Genomic DNA, 20888 nt, shown 5'->3' on the forward strand with positions numbered 1-20888 from the left:
AAAAATAGAGGATGTAAGAAAAGAGAGGGGATAGGGTTATTTTCTAATTAGAAAAACTTTATGAGTGTCAGCCAGTTTAGAGAAAGAGTTGATAGATTTAAAATACCCCAATCGATTATGTCCTTCAATTAAATGATGATTTTTTTTAGTTTTTATATTGGTGTTGTCTAATTCGGGGAAATCTATAGGTTTTATAATTATTGGAGGTGTAGCCCAGGTTTTATTATTTTTCCAATGATTAAGATCTCTAGGGTTTAAATATGAAAAACTCTCAAAACTTTTGTGTTTTGATTTCATATCTACGTAAGAACTGAATTTGTTAAGTATGGTAAGTTTGTTGATTTGGTTTGTTGTGAGTTCAACTAGACTAAACTTTACCTCATAAAAATTAATCGATGAATAATTTTTAATAGTAAAAGATTGATTAAAATGAGGGTACATCCATTGTTCTAGTACTTCGTCAGGAATATGATTAAAAGCATTGTTTTTTCTAATTCTGATAAGATAGTCTTGAAAAGACTCATTGGTTAAGCGTTTTAGTTCTAAAAAGGAATTTGACATCTCATTCTAATTTAAAAATTTGGGGTAAAATTAGTTTTAGGAATTGACCAAATTGAAAAAATTAGATAAGATGATTGAATCTATAGGTGAATAGAAGGTTTTGTTTATTTGAATAGATGTCAGATTAGGGTTAGAAAATTGATAATTCTGATTTTGTGGTGAATTCTTCAAGAAACTTCATTCCTTTGTAGGAGTTTCCTTTAGCGTTTAATTTAGGGCTCCAAACAGCAATACTGTATTTTCCTGGGTGGATTGCTAAAATTCCACCGCCAACACCACTTTTACCAGGTAATCCCACTTTAAAAGAAAACTCACCAGACTCATCATAAAATCCACAAGTTTGCATTAAAGCATTGATTCTTTTTGATTGACTCTTGGTTAAAACTTGAGAGTTCGTTGTTGTCTTTCCTTCGTTTGCTAAGAATAAAAATACTTCGGAAAGTTCTTTACAGTTCATTTCTAAAGAGCAAAGATCGAAATAGAAATCAAGAACATCATCAGGATTGTTTTTTATATTTCCAAAAGATTTAATAAAGTTGCATAAGGCAATGTTTCTAAACCCAACTTCTTTCTCAGAAGTAGCAATTTTACTAGAATAGTTTAATTTGGGATTGTTGCTTATGTTTCTTACAAAATCTAAAAAGTCATTTTTAGGGTTGTCTAATATGCTTATAAGAATGTCTGAAATAACAATAGCACCAGCATTTATAAATGGATTTCGCGGAATTCCATTGTCAGTTTCAAGTTGAATTAAAGAATTAAAGGCGTTACCAGAGGGTTCAACGCCAAGTCGGTTCCAAATATCTTCTCCAAGAGTTCGGTAAGCTAAACTTAAAGATAAAACTTTGGAAATACTTTGAATAGAAAACTTTTCAGAGTAATCTCCAATACCGAAGCTCAAATTGTCCAATGTAGATATATGAATCCCAAACTTTTTTGAGTCTACTTTTGCTAATTGAGGTATGTAGGTGGCTAATTCACCTTTGTTCTCAATGTTACTAGTTTTTTTGAATACTTCTTTTATTACTTCTGTAAAATCCATTAATGAAGATAATTGAAAGGGTAGTTGAGTTTTAAGAGTTGGAGTTGAAACTTAACTCTTAGTTATTTTAACTGTTTAATTTTTGTCTTCGTCAATAAGTTCTTGTTCGTATTTGTCCCAAGATTTTTTAGCTCTAATTTTTTTGTATAAACGAATTCCCATCATTAGTAAAACGCCAAAAAGAATAATACCTACAACTCCCCATATCCAATTAATAGTATCTTTTAAAACAACTAAAAAAACAACAGCAAATAAAATTATGGTTGGAGCTTCATTGAAAATACGAAGCTTGGTAGAAGTATAACGTATTTTATCATTTTGTAATTCACTATATATTTTATGACAAAAGCCATGGTAAAAATATAAGGCTAAAACAAAAGAAAGTTTAACGTGCATCCATGGCATTTCTAAATAATAAGGATTTTTCCAAAGCATCCAAAAAGCAAAAAAACTAGCTAAAAATAAGGACGGCCAAGTAATTATATACCATAAGCGCTTAGACATTAATTTGTATTGAGTTTGTAAGATAGATTTGGCAGGTTCGTCTTTTTTTTCAGCTTCTACATGGTAAATAAATAAACGGCCAATATAGAATAATCCTGCAAACCAAGTTACTACAAAAATAATGTGTAAAGCTTTTACATAAAAAAAATCCATAATTAGTTTTTGTTAAAATCGTTAATCCATCCAGCTAAAACATTAACCCATTCGTCATTATCATTAATACAAGGAACAGTATAGAATTCTTCACCGCCAGCTTCTAAAAACTCTTCTTTACCTTCCATGGCAATTTCTTCTAGAGTTTCTAAACAATCAGAAACAAAGGCAGGAGTAACAATTGCAAGTTTTTTAATACCGTCTTTTTCGGCTTTATTCACAATAGTTCTATCAGTATATGGTTGTAGCCAAGGGTCTACTCCTAAACGTGATTGGAATGAGGTTGAAACTTTGTTTTCATCTAAATCTAATTCTGATATTACGTTCTTAGTAGTTTGTAAGCACTGATGGCGGTAACAGAATTTATGAGCTTTAGATGGAGTGTTGCAACAACTACCATCTATTTTACAATGACTTTTTGTGATGTCAGATTTGTATATATGACGCTCTGGAACTCCATGGTAAGAGAATAATATATGATCGTAATCTTTGTCAGATAAGTAATCTTTAATACTGTTTGATAAAGCTTTGATATATTCTGGTTTGTTATAAAAAGCAGGCACATCAGTAATCTTCATTTGAGGGAAAAACTCTTTGCGTAATTCCTCAGCTAACACAACGATTGTTTCAGTAGTTGCCATAGCAAATTGAGGGTAGAGTGGGACTAGCATAACTTCGGTAACACCTTTGTCGTGCAATTCTTGTAATCCAGTCTTTAAAGATGGGTTTCCATATCGCATAGCTAATGCTACAGGAAGTTCAGTTTTTGCTTGAACTTTGCTTTGTAGTCTTTCAGATAAAACAATTAGTGGTGAACCTTCTTTCCACCATATTTTTTTATAAGCAGCTGCTGATTTTTTTGGACGAGTATTTAAAATAATACCTTTTACGATAAAAGTGCGTAGCCATAATGGAACATCAATAACGCGTTCATCCATTAAAAATTCACCTAAATATTCTTTTACGTCCTTAGGGTCAGTACTTTTTGGTGAGCCTAAGTTTACAAGTAAAACTCCTTTCATTATATACTTTTCAGTTGGTTTGTGGTTTCATATAGAGCAATAGCTAAACTATGAATTACATTCATAGAAGAGTTGCGCCCAAACATTGGAATAGCAACAGTTGCATCTACTAAATTTATATTTTCAATTCCGTTTCTTTCGCTACCTAATAGCAATACTATTTTTTCTTTAGAAGAAAAATCAAAATCTTGAATGTTTACACTTTCGTCCGTGATTTCAATACCTACAATGGTATTTCCTTCTTCTTTTAATTTATTAATAGTTTCTTCAAAGTTGGTATAGTATTCATAGTCAATTTGATTTAGTGTATTTCTAGCAGTTTTCTTAACAATTCTGTTTTCAACTGTTGGAGAATTTTCATGCAGAAATATTTTTTTGACACCAAAACTTTCAGAAATACGGAAACACATCCCAATATTTTCAGGTGTTCTTATAGCATCACAAACTATGGTGATGGGAAAACTTTTTTGAGTGTTTTGTATGTCGTAATGTGTTAGTTGTTTCATTTATTCTTTTTGTAAGCTCATTACATATTGCTTTGGAGTAGTACCGAACTTCTTTTTAAAAGCAGCTATAAAATGGCTAGAAGTACTATATCCAACTTGAATACCAACTTCATTTACATTAAATTGATTACTTTCTAAAAGTTTACGAGCATGTTCCATTTTATAATCAAATAAAAAACTGTAAACAGTATCTCCATAAATTTGTTTAAAGCCTTCTTTTAACTTCTTTAAGTTTAAACCTACTTCATTAGCTAGTTCTTGTAGGCTAGGAGGTTCACTCATTTTTGAAATAATAATATCCTTTGCTTTTCTAATCTTTAAAACATCTCTATCATCAACTAAAAAAGGGCAGTATTCATCATTGGTGTTTTCACCATTATCAAAATGAAGACTTAAAAGTTCGTATGTTTTACCTTTTATATAGAGGTTACGCATAGAGCTTTGGTTTTTTGCCGTTAGAATTTGTTGAAGCACTATTAAAGCATTTGCTTTTATCTCGGTATTATCGTAATATTTTTTGTTTTTGTTGTCATCACTTAAAAAAGGAATATAACTAGCCTCGTTAGAAAACAACGCGTGAAATTTTTCAATAGATATAATTATTGAAACCAAAGATGTTTTTGGTAGAATTTCTAAATTGATAGGTAAGTTCTGTTGAGGGTTGTATAAGAAAATTGAATGCTTGTCAAGTACATTAAAAGTGTAACTATTGTTGTTAAAATGAAATTTGCAATTTCCTTTAACACAGTAATGTAGTTGAATATAAGAGCTGTCAATATCTCTTTTATATACTTCTGTTTTGTTAGAATTGTTTTGGAATTTTAATACAAAAAAACCTTTTTCTAAAGAAACTTCTCTAAATGTACTTTCTGCGATGTTTTTTGACATAGATCAAAAGATAAATTAAAAATTTTTATTTAGAATGATTCTAATGTAATCCATCCTTAATAGTTGATTTTATTGCAAAAATACACTTTATCTGTGTTTTAGCATTAATTTTACGATAAAAAACAAATAACGACATTAAAAGTTCTTTTAGCGATACTTTTTTATGAGGAAACTTTATATTTTTGACCCACTTTTTATTGACGAAGACTTAATGGTAGAAGAAAAACATAACAAGAATTTATATAACATAGGAGTTAGCTATAAAAAAGCTGACGCAACTATTAGGGGGAAGTTTAGTGTTTCTAAAGAAAACCAAGTAGCACTTTTAGAGGAAGCTAAGAGTAAAGGTATGAAAGGTATTTTTGTACTGTCAACTTGTAATAGAACAGAAATAACTGGTTTTGCAGATCATCCATTTCAATTAATAGGAATGCTTTGTAAGTATTCAAATGGATCTGTAGAAGAATTTGCTCAAGTATCAAATGTATATAAAAACAAAGAGGCGATTAACCACTTGTTTCGAATGGGAACAGGATTGGATAGTCAAATTTTAGGAGATTATGAAATTGTAGGTCAGTTAAGACAAGCTTTTAAATTAGCTAAAGAAGCTGGGACTACCAATGCATATTTTGAGCGATTGCTAAATCATGTAATGCAAGCAAGTAAGCGTGTTAAAAATGAAACTAGGTTAAGTTCAGGAACAACATCCGTTTCTTACGCAGCTGTTCAATACATGATTAAAAACCTAGAAGACTATAATTCAAAAAATGTTTTAGTTTTTGGATTAGGTAAAATGGGAAAACATACTTGTAAAAACTTAGCGGAATACACGCAAAATAAAACAGTAAGTTTAATTAATAGAACAGAAGAAAAAACAATAGCCTTTGTAAAAGAAAATACTTCGATTAGAAATGCGAAGTATGAAAACTTAAATAAGGAGATTGCAAATACAGATGTTTTAATAGTTTCTACTGGAGCTTCAGAAGCAACCATTAAGAAAGAACATATTTTAACAAACAAAGAATTGTTAATTTTAGATTTGTCTATGCCAGCAAACGTTTCTAAAGAAGTAGCTGAATTAGATAATGTAACATTGGTAAATGTAGATGAATTATCTAAAATAACTGATGAAACTCTAGCAATTCGTCAACAAGAAATTCCTGTTGCAGAAGCAATTATTGAAACACATAATGAAGAGTTTCAAGAGTGGTTAAATCATAGAAGGTTTACACCAGCAATTAACGCATTAAAACAATCGTTAAAAACAATTCAACAAGGAGAAATAGCTTTCCACAAGAAAAAAATAAAAGATTTTGATGAAACTCAAGCAGAAGTTATAACATCAAGATTTATCCAAAAAATAACTACACAGTTTGTAAAACACTTAAAAGATGAAGAAACTTCTGTAAACAAAAGTATAGAAGTGATGGCTAAAGTGTTTGGAGCAAATTTAGAAACTATCCATGCAGAAGATAATTAGAATAGGTACACGAGATAGCCAATTGGCTATGTGGCAAGCAAACAAAGTTCGCAAGCAATTAGAAGAGTTAGAGTATAAATGTGAAATAGTTCCAATTAAATCTACTGGAGATTTAGTTTTAGACAAACCTTTATACGAACTAGGAATTACAGGAATATTTACTAAAAATTTAGATATCGCTATGTTAAATGGCGATATTGATATAGCAGTACATTCATTAAAAGATGTTCCAACAGTATTACCACAAGGAATTGTGCAAGCAGCTGTATTGAAAAGAGCAAACTATGCTGATATTTTGGTGTTAAAAGACAATGAAGAATTTTTTGGACAGCCAAAAGGAATTATAGCAACAGGTAGTTTACGTAGAAAAGCACAATGGTTAAATCGTTACCCAACACATGAGGTCGTTGATTTAAGAGGAAACGTAAATACGCGTTTAGAGAAGTTAGCAAGCAACGATTGGAATGGAGCTGTTTTTGCAGCGGCAGGATTAGAAAGAATAGGTATAAGACCAAAGGGAGCAATTAGTCTTTCATGGATGATACCAGCACCAGCACAAGGAGCAATTATGATTACAGCTTTAGAAAATGATGATTTCTCTAAAGATGCATGTGAGCAATTGAATCACTATGAAACGCAAGTTTGTGTTGGGATAGAAAGAGAGTTTCTAAATAGACTTGAAGGAGGATGTACAGCACCAATTGGAGCATTAGCTTATATTGACGACAAGACTGAAGAGATTAATTTTAAAGGTATTTTGTTAAGTAGAGACGGAAAGAAAAAGATTTCTGTAAATAAGAAAGGAAAGCTTGGACGTCATAAATTCTTAGCAAAAGATTGTGCAGACTATGTAATTAATAAAGGAGGAAAAGAATTAATGATGGAAGATATGGGACTTGAAAAAGAGTTTGCCATATTTTCAACAAAGAAATTATCAGAAATTCAAAAGAAGTTATTGCCAACCTCTATAGCAGTTGAGGATAGTGATTTTATTAAAATTCGTTTTAATAGAATAGCACCTAAAGTTGTTAAAAATGAAATTGAAAACGTAATCATTACAAGTAAAAATGGAGTAGAAGCAATAGCGAATTCATTTACTTCTGATGAATTGAAGTTTAAAAATATTTATTGTGTTGGTAGAAGAACAAAAAAGTTAATCGAGCAAAAAATAGGTAAGGTTACACATTCAGAAAGAAATGCTGAGAAGTTAGCAGCGTATCTTGTAAAAGAAATAAAAGGTCAGGAAGTAACATATTTTTGTAGCGACTTAAGATTAGATACATTACCAAGTGTTTTAGCAGAAAACGGAATTAGAGTAAATGAAGTAGAAGCTTATAAAACGATGTATAGCCCAGCTAAAGTAGGTGAGAAAGTAAACGGAGTTTTATTTTATAGTCCATCTACAGTAGAAAGCTACATGAAAGAAAATGCAGCAGATAAAGTGGCTTTTTGTATAGGAGAAAGCACAGCTAAAGAGGCAAGAAAACATTTTGAAAAGGTAGAAGTTGCAAAATTACCTACAGTAGAAAGTGTAATAGAATTGGTGAATTTACACTTTGTAAAAAAATAGATTAAAATGTCATACGAGCGCAGTATAGAGATATTTGTAAAAAAAAATCTCAACTGCGCTCTGTTTGAAAATATGATAAACTATGTTTAGAACACGCAGACTAAGAAAAACAGATGGAATCAGAAGGTTAGTAAGAGAAAATCAATTATCGGTAAACGATTTTATTTATCCTTTATTTATTGAAGAAGGAGAAGGAATAGAAAAAGAGATTGTTTCTATGCCAGGAATAAAACGTTGGTCTTTAGATACTGTTTCAAAAGAATTAGATGAAGTAGTTGCTTTAAACATACCAGCGGTTATTTTATTTGGCATTCCAACTGAAAAAGATGAGGTAGGAACAGAAACATGGAATGATAACGGAATTATGCAACAAGCTGTTCGTTATATTAAAAAGAATTATCCAAGTTTATACGTAATCACAGATGTGTGTTTTTGTGAATATACTTCTCATGGACATTGCGGTGTTTTGTGCGACAATGATGTTGATAATGACGCTACTTTAGTAAACTTAGCAAAGCAAGTAATATCACATGCAAAAGCTGGAGTAGACATGGTAGCGCCTTCAGGAATGATGGACGGAACAATAGCTATGATTAGAGAGAGCTTAGATCAGGCAGGGTATCCGAATTTACCAATTATGGGATATTCAGTAAAATATGCATCAGCATTTTATGGACCATTTAGAGACGCGGCAGATTCTGCACCAAGCTTTGGAGATAGAAGAACTTACCAAATGGATCCAGCAAATAGAGATGAAGGATTACGTGAAGCTACGTTTGATGACGAAGAAGGAGCAGATATTTTAATGGTAAAACCAGCATTATCGTATTTAGATATTATTAGAGACTTAAAAGAAAATTTTGATCGTCCAATAGCTTGTTATAATGTAAGTGGGGAATATGCAATGGTAAAAGCAGCTGCAGAAAAAGGATGGATAGATGGAGAAAGAGTAATGATGGAGAGCTTATTATCTATGAAAAGGGCAGGAGCTGATATTATCATTACCTATTTTGCTAAAGAAGCAGCAAGAGCTTTGTTAAATAAATAGGTAATATAATTTTATTAATAAAATGAATTTTGAAAAAATAAAGACTAAGCTTGAAAGTAAATTTCCAGAATATAAATATAGTATAGGGAATAGAAAATTAGCTGGAGATTGTATAATTGTGAAAAATACAAAATATAGTGGAGTTGATATTTTTATTAAAAAAGATAAAATATTAATAGAGGCTGCTATTCCAGAAATGAAAACAAGGCTTATGATTGGCACTGGAGTTTTATTCTTGAAGCTTTTTAGTAAAAAATTTAAAGAACCTTCAAATAGAATTCATAGCTATTTAAAAGAAGAGGGGATGAATGTAGGTTATAGAATTTAAAACAAAACAAATAATAATAGAGTTATGTTTAAAAAATCACAAGAATTATATCAACAAGGATTAGTAAATCTAGTAGGAGCAGTAAACTCACCAGTAAGAGCATTTGCTTCAGTAGGAGGGAATCCATTGTTTATTAAAAAAGCAAAAGGAAGTAAAATTATCGATGTAGATGGTAATTCTTATATAGATTTAGTATTGTCTTACGGGCCTATGATATTAGGTCATCGCCATAAAAAAGTACAAAAGGCAATTACAAAAGCTTTAAAAAATGGATATTCATTTGGGGCATCAACAAAAAACGAAATTAAATTAGCAAAAATAGTTTGTGATGCATTTCCAGGTATGGATAAAGTTCGTTTTGTAAACTCAGGAACTGAAGCTGTTTTAAGCGGAATACGTTTAGCAAGGGCTTTTACAGGAAAGGACAAAATTATTAAGTTTTCAGGATGTTACCATGGACACCAAGATGCATTATTGGTAGCAGCAGGATCTGGATTAGCGACTTTAAGTTTACCTGGTTCAAAAGGAGTGCCAGAAGGAGCTGTAAAGAATACTTTAATTGCTAATTATAATGATTTGGAAAGTGTAAAAGCGCACTTTGAAGAACATGATGATATTGCAGGGGTTATTTTAGAACCAGTAGCGGGTAATATGGGAGTTGTAACTCCACAAAATAACTTTTTAAAGGAGTTAAAAGAGTATTTAAAATCAAAAGGAGCCTTATTAATAGTAGATGAGGTAATGACTGGGTTTAGATCTAAATTTGGAGGAGCACAAGAATTATTTGATGTAGAAGCTGATATTACTTGTTTAGGAAAAGTAATAGGAGGAGGTTTCCCAGTAGGAGCTTACGGAGCACGTAATGAAATTATGGAAATGGTAGCGCCTTTAGGAGGAATGTACCAAGCAGGGACATTAAGTGGTAATCCAATTGCTATGGCAGGAGGAATAGCTACTTTAACTGAGTTGAAAAAACAAAATCCATACGAGAAGTTTAACGAGATAGCTCAAATTATAGAGGTGTTTTTGTTAGAATCAGCAAAAAAATATGGAATAGAAATTACAGTGAATAGGTTTGGATCTATGATCAATCCTTTCTTTACTAATAAAAAAGTAACGAATTTTGATGAAGCACAAACATGTGATACAGAGAAGTTTGCTGTGTTTTTCTGGGAAATGATGAAAAATGGAGTATTTTTACCTCCATCACAGTTTGAAGCATGGTTTTTATCATCAGCTTTATCAGAAAAAGATATAGAAAAGATAGCGAAAGCGATTGATAAATCTATGGAAGCTGTTTCTAAGATGTAAATTAAAATATAGGAGTTTATGAAAACAATGTTCGCAATTTTTTTTAGTATACTATTAGCATCATGCCCTAATAACAATAAAGAAAATCAAGAAACAATGATAAACTCTTTATATAAAGGAACATTATCAGGAGATAGTTTAGGAAAGTTTGAAAAAGAAAATCTTGTAATTAAAACCGAAAAAGATTGGAAATCATTTTTGAAAAAAGCTGAAGTAGTTAATCAAATGGATGATTTAATAGACTTTTCAAAGAGTATTATAGTGGTAGCTATAGATTCTCAAAAAAACACAGGAGGATTTTCAGTAGAAATTTCAAAAATAAAGGAAGAAAAAAGTAAGTTATTGGTAACAATAGAGTCTAAAGGTCCAAAGCCAACGGATATGGTTACTATGGTACTTACACAACCAATACATATAGTAAAAATACCAAAAACAAAGAAAGACATAGTCTTTGTAACAGAATAAAATGATAAAAAACGATTTATTTTTAAGAGCCTTAAAAGGAGAAACTGTTGATCGTCCACCAGTGTGGATGATGCGTCAAGCTGGAAGATATTTGCCAGAGTTTATGGAGATTAGAAAAAAGTATGATTTCTTTACACGTTGTAGAACTCCAGAATTAGCATCAGAGATTACAGTGCAACCTATTCGTAGATATGGAATGGATGCTGCAATTTTATTCTCAGATATTTTGGTAATACCACAAGCAATGAATATTGAAGTGGAAATGAAGCCAGATTTTGGTCCTTATTTACCAAATCCAGTAAGAGACAAAAAAGGTTTAGATAGCGTAATAATTCCAGATGTTCATGAAGAATTAGGATACGTTATGGATGCAATTAAGGCAACCAAAGAAAAATTAAATGACGAAATTCCTTTAATAGGTTTTGCAGGTTCACCATGGACTATTTTGTGTTATGTAGTACAAGGTCAAGGGTCTAAGAATTTTGATAAAGCAAAGGAGTTTTGTTACACGCAACCAATTTTGGCACACCAATTGCTACAGAAGATAACAGATACCACAATTGCTTATTTAAAAGCTAAGGTACAGGCAGGTGTAAATGCTGTTCAGGTTTTTGATTCTTGGGGAGGAATGTTATCTCCAACAGATTATCAAGAATTTTCATGGCAATACATTAATCAAATAATAGAGGCATTAAAAGATGATGCTCCAGTAATCGCTTTCGGAAAAGGATGTTGGTTTGCGTTAGGAGAAATGGCCAAGTCTAACGCATCAGCATTAGGAGTAGATTGGACATGTTCGGCAAGAAATGCACGTTATTTATCAGGAGGAAATATTACATTACAAGGTAATTTTGATCCATCTAGATTACTATCTCCACCTGCTGAAATTAAAAAAATGGTACACCAAATGATAAATGAGTTTGGTAAAGACAAATATATTGTTAACTTGGGGCACGGAATTTTACCTAATATTCCGCTAGATAATGCAAAGGCATTTATTGATGCGGTAAAGGAGTATAATATTTAAAATTTAATCCCCTTAAATTATTAAAAATGAAGAGATTATTACTGGTTTTAGCGTTGATAGCTGTCTCGAATACTTTTGCACAAAAGAAGATTTATTATAAAGATATCGTAGACGATTGTATTGCAACTTCAAGCAATGATGCTGCGTTGTTAGACGATATTGTGTACAATTGTATAAGAGATAAGTATATTTCTAACTATGATTTTACTTCTATCGATGGAAAAACAATTAGTACAGATGCAATAAAAAAACCAATTGTATTATTAACAGCAGCTACTTGGTGTGCTCCTTGTTGGGGAGAAATACCAGCCTTAAATAAATTAGTTGAAAAGTACAGTGATAAAGTTGAGTTTATCATGCTTTTTTGGGATAAAGAAGACGGAGTAAAAAGAATGGCAAAAAAGTTAGACAAAAGAATCTTTCTAGTGCCTTCTAAAGAAAAATTATCAGATAGATCAAGTATTAGAGTTGCTGGATTTATTCATAAATTAGATTATCCATCTGCATATCTAATAACAGGTAAGAAAAGAATTTTAGACTTTAAAAGAGGTGCATTATCTCCAACCAAAGATATGGGATGGGATGAAGTAAACGCAGCGAACGAAGAAGAATTAGAAGCTTTTATTAAACCAGTAATTAAATAAAAGTTATTTAAATAATAGTATTAAAAAAACTCTTTCTTTACAGAAAGAGTTTTTTTATGTATAATATTTTTTACAATAAAGAGATTAATTAATTAATTAATTAATCTCTTTATTACTCTAAGTTTATGTGTGTGTTGATGAGTATCTACATTGTAAATACCACTGTGATCTAATTTATCAATACGAACTTTACCATGAGCATGGATAATATTATAATCGTTCATAATAATACCAACATGTGTAATAATACCTTCTTCGTTATCAAAAAAGGCAAGGTCTCCAGGTTCACTTTCTTCAATAAAACTTAATACATCTCCTTGTGTTGCTTGTTGTTTAGCATCACGTAAAAGATTATAACCACATAATTTATATACTGTTTGTGTAAAACCCGAACAATCAATTCCAAAAGGAGATTTACCTCCCCATAAATACGGAACATTTAAAAACAAATATGCTGTTTCTATAATAGCAGCTTTTGTTAATTGTTTATTACACACCTTTCCTTCATAAAAATAGGAAGTAGTATTAATGGTTATTTTGTTGTTATTAAACAAAGGAAGTCTAGCTCCCATTGGTATGGTAGTTAAGTTATGACTATCATCAGTAATAAAGTCTATTAATTCACCTGCAAAATGCTTTTTTTCTTGGCATAATAGACTATAGTCTTCATTAGAAATTTCTTCGTATTGTTTGTTATCGATATACCCTTCATAATTATCAAAGGCTAAACGAATTTTACTCCACTTTTTAGTTTTTTCTAAAACTTCAAAATGTTCACCAAAAACAACCTGATTCACCATTTCTGAAACATCAGTAGGCTCTAGTCGAAGAGGAACAACACTTAAATTACAAATTCCGAAAGACATTAACAGCTTTTATTAAAATTATACTCTTTCAATTACCATTGCACTAGCACCACCACCACCGTTACATATACCAGCAGCACCAATTTTAGCGTTGTTTTGTTTTAATATAGATGTTAAAGCAATTATGATTCTAGCTCCAGAAACACCTAATGGATGACCTAATGATACAGCTCCACCGTTTACATTTACTTTATCTGCAGATAATCCTAAAATTTTCATATTAGCTAATCCTACTACAGAAAATGCTTCGTTAAGCTCAAAATAATCTACATCATCAATAGAAACTCCAGCTTTAGCTAAAGCTTTAGGTAATGCTTTTGCAGGTGCAGTAGTAAACCATTTAGGCTCATGAGCAGCATCAGCATATCCTTTAATTTTTGCTAAAGGAGTTAATCCTAATTCAGCAGCTTTTTCTGCAGACATTAATACTAAAGCAGCCCCACCATCATTAATTGTTGAAGCGTTAGCAGCTGTTACAGTTCCTTCTTTGGTGAAAGCAGCACGTAAAGCAGGAATTTTTTCCATTTTTACGTTTTTGTATTCCTCGTCTTCAGAGAAAATAATTGGTTCTCCTCTACGTTGAGGAATCTCTACAGGAACAACTTCGTCTGCAAACTTACCTTCACTCCAAGCTTTAGCAGAACGGTTGTATGATTCAATAGCAAAAGCATCTTGATCTTCTCTAGAAAATTCATATTCAGTAGCACATTCATCAGCACATACCCCCATTGCTACTTGCTCATATGCATCAACTAAACCGTCTTTTTGCATACCATCTTCCATTTTTACAGGACCAAATTTAGTAGCACTACGAGCGTGTTGATAATGAGGTATCATACTCATGTTTTCCATACCACCAGCAACAACAATCTCTGCATCACCTAAGGCAATTGTTTGCGCTGCTAACATGATAGATTTCATACCAGAAGAACAAACTTTGTTAACTGTTGTACAAGGAACAGTATCAGGAATTCCAGCAAAAATAGCTGCTTGACGTGCAGGTGCCTGACCTAAACCAGCAGAAACTACATTTCCCATAAAAACTTCTTCAACCATTTCTGGTTTTAAGTTTATTTTATCTAAAGCTCCTTTAATTGCTACCGCTCCTAATTTTGGAGCTGGTGTAGTTGATAAAGTTCCTAAAAAACTACCTATTGGAGTTCTTGCAACCGATACGATAACTACTTCTTTCATATATTGAGTATGTTGTATTAAGATTAGTTCTGCGAAAATAACCATTTTATAACAAGTACTCAAATAATAGAGAAAGGTTATATTTACATTTTTAAAAGCTAAAAATGAACGATTTTATCAATAAATTGTATAAGAACAATGCAATAATTTACAAAGTATTGTTATTCTTAATAACCGTTACAGCAATTGTTTACTTATTTCCTAAAGGAGGACAGTTTAAATACGATTTTCCTCAAGGTAAGCCATGGCAGTATGATAATTTATATTCACCCTTTGATTTTGCAATTCAAAAAACGGATAAAGAAAAAGAAGAGGAGATTAAAAATATAGAGGCAAATGCTAAAAAATATTTTGTTGTAGATACTGGTATTAAAACAAAAGTATTGGAAGAGTTTGAGGGTAAAATTATACCATCAGATTCTTTATCAATTAAAGAAGTTCAGTTTCTGAAAAAAATAGGGAAAAGTATTATTAATTCTATATACAGATATGGTTTATTAGATGCTATTAGTAATGCAAAAGCTAATAAAAGAGACATTGTTATTTTAAGAAAAGGAAATTCTATAGAAGATGTACCCTTTTCTAGATTGATTCAATCCAATGAAGTTTTAAGTTATGTTAATCAGAAAGTAAAAGATTTAAATGCAAATCAACAACAACTAATTTTAAGATACATATCGGAGACTTTAAGGTCAAATGTAAGTTACGATGTAAAATATAGCGAAAGAGAGCTACAAGAGGCTTTAAATAGTATTTCACTAGCCAAAGGTAAAGTATCGAAAGGAGAGTTGATTATTTTAAAAGGAGATATTGTTGAAGGAAAAAAGTTTAATGTATTAAAATCATATGAGTTAGCTTCTAGCTCTCAAATTTGGACAGAATCGAATTATAATTGGATTGTTTTTGGATATACAATTTTAGTATCGCTGGCCTTGCTAATGTTATTACTTTTCTTAGAGAAATACAGACTGGAGATTTATAAAAACAATAATAAAGTAACTTTTATATTCTTCAATATATTCTTAATGATTTTTGTACAAACAATGGTTGTTAAGTATAATTCAGAATATTTATACGTTGTGCCTCTAAGTATTTTACCAATTGTTTTAAAGGCGTTTTTTGATGCACGGTTAGGATTATTTACTCATGTACTAACAGTATTATTATTAGGCTTTATTGTACCCAATAGTTTCGAATTTATTTATTTACACATTATTGCAGGAATTGTAACTATTTTAACGGTTTCGGAATTGTATAAAAGAGCTAGTTTATTTGTTTCAATAGGACAAATCACACTAATTTATATGATTACTTATTTTGCATTTTCAATTTTAAAAGAAGGAAACGCAGATAAAATTAATTGGCTGTACTTTGGGTTGTTTGCAGCAAATGGATTGTTATCGTTTTTAGCAGTTTTCTTTATCTACTTCTATGAAAAACTATTTGGGTTGGTTTCCGATGTTACCTTATTAGAGTTATCAAACACAAATTCGAAGCTTTTAAGAGATTTAAATGAAAAAGCACCAGGAACATTCCAACATTCTATGCAAGTAGCTAATTTGGCCGAAGCAGCAGCAAATGAGATAGGGGCGAACTCAATGTTAGTAAGAACGGGAGCTTTGTATCATGATATAGGAAAGATGGTACAACCTATGTACTTTACCGAAAACCAATCAACAGGAGTTAATCCGCATAACGATTTGTTGCCTAAAGATAGTGCTCGAATTATTTTAGATCATGTAATTAACGGAATTGAAATAGCTAAGAAGAATAAATTACCTGATAGAATTATTGATTTTATAAGAACACATCACGGAACAAGTGTAACTTATTATTTTTATAAAAAAGAGCAGGAGAATAATCCAGACGAAGAAATAGATATAAAGAAGTTCCAATATCAAGGACCAATTCCATTTTCTAAAGAAACGGCAATTTTAATGATGTGTGATGCAGCAGAAGCAGCTTCTAAGAGTTTGAAAAATCCAACAGCACAATCCATCGATGAATTAATAGATAAGATTATAAACAAGCAAAAAAACGATAATCAGTTCCGAAATTCGGATATTACGTTTAGAGAAATAGAAAAAATAAAAAAAATTATTAAGAATAAGTTGATGAATATCTACCACTTACGTGTTGAGTATCCAGATTAGTGATTTTTTTCTTCAAAAAAACTTGCGTGAATGTTTAATCGGTTATATATTTGCACTCGCAATTTTTAATTCAAAGTTTCAAACGCTTTGAAAGCCTCCGGAGAGGTGGCAGAGTGGTAATGCAGCAGATTGCTAATCTGTCGACCTTATTGGTCGCCAGGGTTCGAGTCCCTGTCTCTCCGCTAAGAATTGCACTCGGGGCGTAGCGTAGCCCGGTTATCGCGCCGCGTTTGGGACGCGGAGGTCGCAGGTTCGAATCCTGCCGCCCCGACAAAATAAGAGTTACTGGTCGCGTAGCTCAGCTGGATAGAGCATCTGCCTTCTAAGCAGACGGTCACAGGTTCGAATCCTGTCGCGATCACAATAAGCCTTACTAGAAATAGTAAGGCTTTTTTGTTTTCTAGAGTTTAGGGTATCTACAGTGTGTTTACTCAAATAGTGTTTTACTATTCATTTCTAAAATTATTATCTAGATAAAAGTATTTAAGGTGTCCTTTTGGGTGTCCCATTTTTTACTAACATAATAGAGTAAGATGTTATGAGTATGAAATTAAGTGTCCTGTTTATATGTAATAGGAGTAAGATAAATAAGAAAGGATTTTGCCCTATGAAGTGTAGAATTACTTATAACAAGAAAAGAAGGGAGTTTACTACAGGGGTATTCATTAATCCTAATCATTGGGGTAGTAAGAAACAAATGCTTTTAAAGAAAGTAGAAAATTCTAAAATTGTAAATTCAAAACTTAGCCTTACTATTCAATTAATAGTAAAAGCTATTTACTTGTTAAGAGAGTTAATTAATGATCAAAAAAACAGTTAACATACAAGAACTCTACGATGCAGTTGATTTAAAACAGGTCTATTTTAAGAAAATTAATATATTAGATGTTATCAAAATAGTAAACATTGCAACATTTTAAAACAATCTCGGAATACTATAAAGCTATTGGTTTACCTGAACCAAAGCATCCTCATTTTGATATAAAAAGTTTTGAAGAAAATATGGGTACTGTAGTTTCAAAAATGGAACCTTTTCGTCATGAGTTTTATTTTATCGCTCTTAAAATTGAAGGAAAGGGAAAAACTCTTCTTGGACACAACACAGACCTTCCTGATGGAGTTAATATTTTCTTCAATTCTCCTTTTCAAATTATATCATGGGATCATTCTCAAGATTGGTCTGGTTATTATATTATTTTCTCTCAAGATTTCATAGCTTCTTCCTTTCATTTTGATAGGTTATTAGACGAATACCCATTTTTAAAAATAGACGAATCTATTCCTCTCCAAATTGATAAAAACGATTTACCAGAGGTTATGAATATATACAAAAGAATAAAAGAAGAGTATATAAGTGAAGACAAAGACAAATTTGATTTTATTCAAGTGTATGTATTACAGTTACTAAATCAAGTTAAACGATTGTTCAATAAAAAAATAGAGGTTGATAGAATTAATGAACGAATCCATAAAACAGATTTAAAATTATTATCACAATTTCAAAAGCATATAAAAGAACGTTTTTACCCAGATGCTAGTGTAAATGGTAAAGTGAATTTTCATTCACCTTCGTATTATGCAAGTCTATTAAATATTCATCCAAATCATTTAAATGCAGTAGTTAAATCTATTACAGGGCAAACAGCTTTAAATACTATACATAATCATATTCTTAAATTAGCTAAAGCAGAATTGTCGCAAACAGGTAATAGTGTTAAAGAAATTGCGTATAAACTTCATTTTGATTCACCAAGTCACTTTGGTGCTTTTTTTAAAAAGCATACTGGTATTACTCCAATAACATATAGGAAAAATAAGTAATCTTTGAAATTTGATATTCTCAATTTGAAATCAAAGATTTAGCACATTATAAGTCAATTAATTTTGCTCATGAAAATAGAGTAGAAAATTAAAACACTTTTATGATTATGGATAATTTATTTCTTCCCTTTTCTTTTAATGGGTTAAAAACTAACAATAGAATAGCCATGGCTCCTATGACTAGAGCTAGGTCTAATGAGAATGATGTTATTACAGATTTAGCCCCTTTATATTATTCTCAAAGAGCAAGTGCTGGACTTATTATTACTGAAGGTGTACCAGTTTCTAAAGAAGCTAGAGGATATAGTATGACACCAGGAATCTATACAGAAGAACAAATAGAAGGATGGAAAAAAGTCACAGAAGCAGTTCATGAAAAAGAGGGGAAAATTTTCGTTCAGTTATGGCATGTAGGTAGAAGAGCTACTAAAGGCACAACAAAAGGTACTACACCTCTTGCTCCTTCTGCGGTAAAGATTTCCGATAAAGTTTATGGACCTTTACAAGATGGAACACTAGGCATGGTTGAAACAGATGTGCCCAAAGCTATGACTTTAGAAGATATAGAACGTACTAAACAAAATTTTGTTCAAGCAGCAAAAAATGCCATAAAAGCAGGTTTTGATGGAGTAGAAATTCATGGTGCTCACGGTTATTTGTTCGACCAATTTATGAGAACTGATGTAAATCAAAGAACGGATGACTACGGAGGTAGTATTAAAAACAGAATTCGTTTTACAATTGAAACAGTAGAAAAAGTTATAGAAGCTATAGGGGCAGATAAAGTTGCAATTCGATTATCCCCCTTTGTATCAGAAGCTCCTGAGCTTGACTCTCAAATGCCCGAAACAGTTATTGCCTTGTTAAAAGAGCTGAATGAACATAGATTAGCATTTGTTCACCTGTCTGAAAATGTAGCTACATTTAAACCAGTACCAACTTCATTTAGAGAAAGAGTAAAAGAAGTATATCAGAATCCAATAATGGTATGTGGACAATTAACAAAAGAAGTAGCTAGTGAACTTATAGAAAAGAAATATGCTGATTTGGTAGCTTTTGGTAGACCATTTATTGTAAATCCAGATTTAGTAGAGCGTATGAAGTACAATTATCCATTAACTGAAGTTTCTACAGATAATGCTCAAACATTTTATGGTGGAGGCGCTAAGGGTTATACTAATTATTCAAATTACAATTAACAAATTACATCAAGCTAATGTCAAAATACTTATATATATCACTTTTTATTATAGCTATGATTAATAAATCTTTTTCTCAAGACAATTTAGAATTATCAAAAATAAAACCTTATTCAATTACTTTTTCTGTAGAAAATATAGAAAAAATGACAGATTGGTATAGTAATAATTTAGGGTTTAAAAAAGTTAAAGAAAAGGAGTATTCTGAATTTAACACGTACTTGATATTTTTAGAATTAAACGGTTACAGAGTGGAGCTGATTAAAGATTATGATGCTGTACCTAAAATTACAAATCCTAAATCACCTCAAAGGCATACTGGAGTTTGGGGACAAACACAATTTTGTTTTTATACAGAAGACTTAGAAAAAGTAAAACAAGAATTAATTAATAAAAATGTATCGGTTGATTGGGAATATGAAAATAAAGATTTAGGAGTAAAATTTTTCTTTATTAAAGATCCTGAAGGAAACATGATACAGTTTTTACAGGAAATGAATACAACAAAAAATAATGATCAGACCAAAAAAACAATGAATACAACAAAAAGTACAATAGGAAAACAGTTTTTAAACGAATATGCAACAGGGTTAATAAATGCTGATGCTCAAAAAATGGCAAGTTTATTTCATAGCGGACTTTCGTATATTGTTAACGATGAAGTCAGAGAAGGGGCTGCAGATTTATGCAAAGAAGAAACATGGAATTTTATTTTTAGTAAAGTCAAGTTTTTAAAAGCTGAAGCTGGCCATGTAATCGAAGTTCATCCAGGACATATTTTTTATCATGAATATCTTCAGGTTAAAAATAAAAAGACAGGAGAGATTAAAGAAGGGCATTTTGGTGATGAATCTATAATAAACAAAAATGGAAAGATGTTATTGGTGAATAGAATAGCAGATAATGCTTATTTTAAATGGTTTGGAGAGACACTATCTAACTAAAAAACGAAAATTCACCTTTAGATAAAGGAAACTTAGAGCTTTTCTATGAAAATGCAGATAGTGTAGATGATTTAGAACAAGCTATTAATGATATAGACACTGTCTTTTGTAACACCGATTTTTGGACTAATATGAATAATCCAGAAAATTAAAGAATACTCT

General features: G+C 31.2%; 21 protein-coding genes and 3 tRNA genes. 16 read left to right on the plus strand and 8 right to left on the minus strand.

What is annotated here, in order from left to right:
- Positions 1-36: 36 nt before the first annotated feature.
- The 6 genes from F7018_RS09000 to F7018_RS09025 form a co-directional block, all read right to left on the minus strand.
- A complete protein-coding gene (locus F7018_RS09000; protein WP_150899731.1) occupies positions 37-561 on the minus strand; it encodes a hypothetical protein in 525 nt (174 codons plus the stop codon).
- Positions 562-691: 130 nt separating this feature from the next.
- Positions 692-1603: a glutaminase gene (locus tag F7018_RS09005; RefSeq protein ID WP_150899732.1), complete on the minus strand. Its 912-nt coding sequence runs from the start codon at positions 1601-1603 to the stop codon at positions 692-694.
- A gap of 75 nt (positions 1604-1678) precedes the next feature.
- The gene (locus tag F7018_RS09010; RefSeq protein ID WP_150899733.1) at positions 1679-2260 is read right to left on the minus strand and encodes a CopD family protein; all 582 of its coding nucleotides are present in this window, start codon (positions 2258-2260) and stop codon (positions 1679-1681) included.
- 2 nt (positions 2261-2262) lie between these two features.
- Positions 2263-3282 (minus strand): ferrochelatase, encoded by a 1020-nt coding sequence (gene hemH / locus F7018_RS09015; RefSeq protein ID WP_150899734.1) that lies wholly within the window; start codon positions 3280-3282, stop codon positions 2263-2265.
- Positions 3282-3788, minus strand: coding sequence for a TrmH family RNA methyltransferase (locus F7018_RS09020; RefSeq protein WP_150899736.1), 507 nt, complete (start codon positions 3786-3788; stop codon positions 3282-3284). Before F7018_RS09020 ends, hemH begins: the two co-directional genes overlap by 1 nt.
- A complete protein-coding gene (locus F7018_RS09025) occupies positions 3789-4676 on the minus strand; it encodes a helix-turn-helix transcriptional regulator (RefSeq protein ID WP_150899738.1) in 888 nt (295 codons plus the stop codon). It lies immediately after the preceding gene.
- Between the two features lie 211 nt (positions 4677-4887).
- On the opposite strand from F7018_RS09025, the gene hemA reads away from it, so the two are divergent.
- The 8 genes from hemA (at position 4888) to F7018_RS09065 (ending at position 12549) form a co-directional block, all read left to right on the plus strand.
- Entirely contained in the window at positions 4888-6156 is a 1269-nt protein-coding gene (hemA, locus tag F7018_RS09030) for a glutamyl-tRNA reductase (RefSeq protein ID WP_150899842.1), read from the plus strand.
- Positions 6140-7726: a hydroxymethylbilane synthase gene (gene hemC / locus F7018_RS09035; protein WP_150899739.1), complete on the plus strand. Its 1587-nt coding sequence runs from the start codon at positions 6140-6142 to the stop codon at positions 7724-7726. Before hemA ends, hemC begins: the two co-directional genes overlap by 17 nt.
- Positions 7727-7808: 82 nt before the next feature.
- Entirely contained in the window at positions 7809-8774 is a 966-nt protein-coding gene (hemB, locus tag F7018_RS09040) for a porphobilinogen synthase (RefSeq protein WP_150899740.1), read from the plus strand.
- A 22-nt stretch (positions 8775-8796) separates the two neighbouring features.
- The gene (locus F7018_RS09045; RefSeq protein ID WP_150899741.1) at positions 8797-9102 is read left to right on the plus strand and encodes a hypothetical protein; all 306 of its coding nucleotides are present in this window, start codon (positions 8797-8799) and stop codon (positions 9100-9102) included.
- A gap of 24 nt (positions 9103-9126) precedes the next feature.
- Positions 9127-10413 carry a glutamate-1-semialdehyde 2,1-aminomutase gene (gene hemL / locus F7018_RS09050; RefSeq protein ID WP_150899742.1) on the plus strand — a complete coding sequence of 429 codons (1287 nt, stop codon included), beginning with the start codon at positions 9127-9129 and terminating at the stop codon, positions 10411-10413.
- An 18-nt stretch (positions 10414-10431) separates the two neighbouring features.
- Positions 10432-10878, plus strand: a complete 447-nt coding sequence (locus F7018_RS09055; RefSeq protein WP_150899744.1) for a protease complex subunit PrcB family protein — start codon at positions 10432-10434, stop codon at positions 10876-10878.
- A 1-nt stretch (position 10879) separates the two neighbouring features.
- Complete coding sequence (gene hemE, locus F7018_RS09060) at positions 10880-11905, plus strand: uroporphyrinogen decarboxylase (RefSeq protein ID WP_150899746.1); 1026 nt, start codon at positions 10880-10882, stop codon at positions 11903-11905.
- A 26-nt stretch (positions 11906-11931) separates the two neighbouring features.
- Positions 11932-12549: a TlpA family protein disulfide reductase gene (locus F7018_RS09065; protein WP_150899748.1), complete on the plus strand. Its 618-nt coding sequence runs from the start codon at positions 11932-11934 to the stop codon at positions 12547-12549.
- Between the two features lie 92 nt (positions 12550-12641).
- Here F7018_RS09065 and F7018_RS09070 read toward each other — a convergent pair whose 3' ends face one another.
- Both F7018_RS09070 and F7018_RS09075 read right to left on the minus strand, forming a co-directional pair.
- The gene (locus F7018_RS09070; RefSeq protein WP_150899749.1) at positions 12642-13415 is read right to left on the minus strand and encodes a C40 family peptidase; all 774 of its coding nucleotides are present in this window, start codon (positions 13413-13415) and stop codon (positions 12642-12644) included.
- Positions 13416-13433: 18 nt separating this feature from the next.
- The gene (locus F7018_RS09075) at positions 13434-14609 is read right to left on the minus strand and encodes an acetyl-CoA C-acyltransferase (RefSeq protein ID WP_150899751.1); all 1176 of its coding nucleotides are present in this window, start codon (positions 14607-14609) and stop codon (positions 13434-13436) included.
- Positions 14610-14713: 104 nt separating this feature from the next.
- On the opposite strand from F7018_RS09075, the gene F7018_RS09080 reads away from it, so the two are divergent.
- The 8 genes from F7018_RS09080 to F7018_RS09115 all read left to right on the plus strand — a co-directional run bounded on the left by F7018_RS09080 (position 14714) and on the right by F7018_RS09115 (position 20726).
- On the plus strand, positions 14714-16762 hold the full coding sequence (locus tag F7018_RS09080) for an HD family phosphohydrolase (protein WP_150899752.1): 2049 nt from the start codon (positions 14714-14716) through the stop codon (positions 16760-16762).
- 99 nt (positions 16763-16861) lie between these two features.
- Positions 16862-16944, plus strand: a tRNA-Ser gene (locus F7018_RS09085).
- A 14-nt stretch (positions 16945-16958) separates the two neighbouring features.
- Positions 16959-17033 (plus strand) — tRNA-Pro (locus F7018_RS09090).
- A gap of 16 nt (positions 17034-17049) precedes the next feature.
- Positions 17050-17123, plus strand: a tRNA-Arg gene (locus F7018_RS09095).
- Between the two features lie 183 nt (positions 17124-17306).
- A complete protein-coding gene (locus F7018_RS09100) occupies positions 17307-17582 on the plus strand; it encodes an Arm DNA-binding domain-containing protein (protein ID WP_175578696.1) in 276 nt (91 codons plus the stop codon).
- 86 nt (positions 17583-17668) lie between these two features.
- Positions 17669-18583 carry an AraC family transcriptional regulator gene (locus tag F7018_RS09105; protein WP_150899755.1) on the plus strand — a complete coding sequence of 305 codons (915 nt, stop codon included), beginning with the start codon at positions 17669-17671 and terminating at the stop codon, positions 18581-18583.
- A gap of 107 nt (positions 18584-18690) precedes the next feature.
- Positions 18691-19782, plus strand: a complete 1092-nt coding sequence (locus F7018_RS09110) for an alkene reductase (protein WP_150899756.1) — start codon at positions 18691-18693, stop codon at positions 19780-19782.
- Positions 19783-19799: 17 nt separating this feature from the next.
- Complete coding sequence (locus F7018_RS09115; protein WP_150899757.1) at positions 19800-20726, plus strand: VOC family protein; 927 nt, start codon at positions 19800-19802, stop codon at positions 20724-20726.
- Positions 20727-20888 lie beyond the last annotated feature (162 nt).

Origin of the sequence: Tenacibaculum aiptasiae (assembly GCF_008806755.1) — a bacterium.
Classification (GTDB): Bacteria; Bacteroidota; Bacteroidia; order Flavobacteriales; family Flavobacteriaceae; genus Polaribacter; species Polaribacter aiptasiae.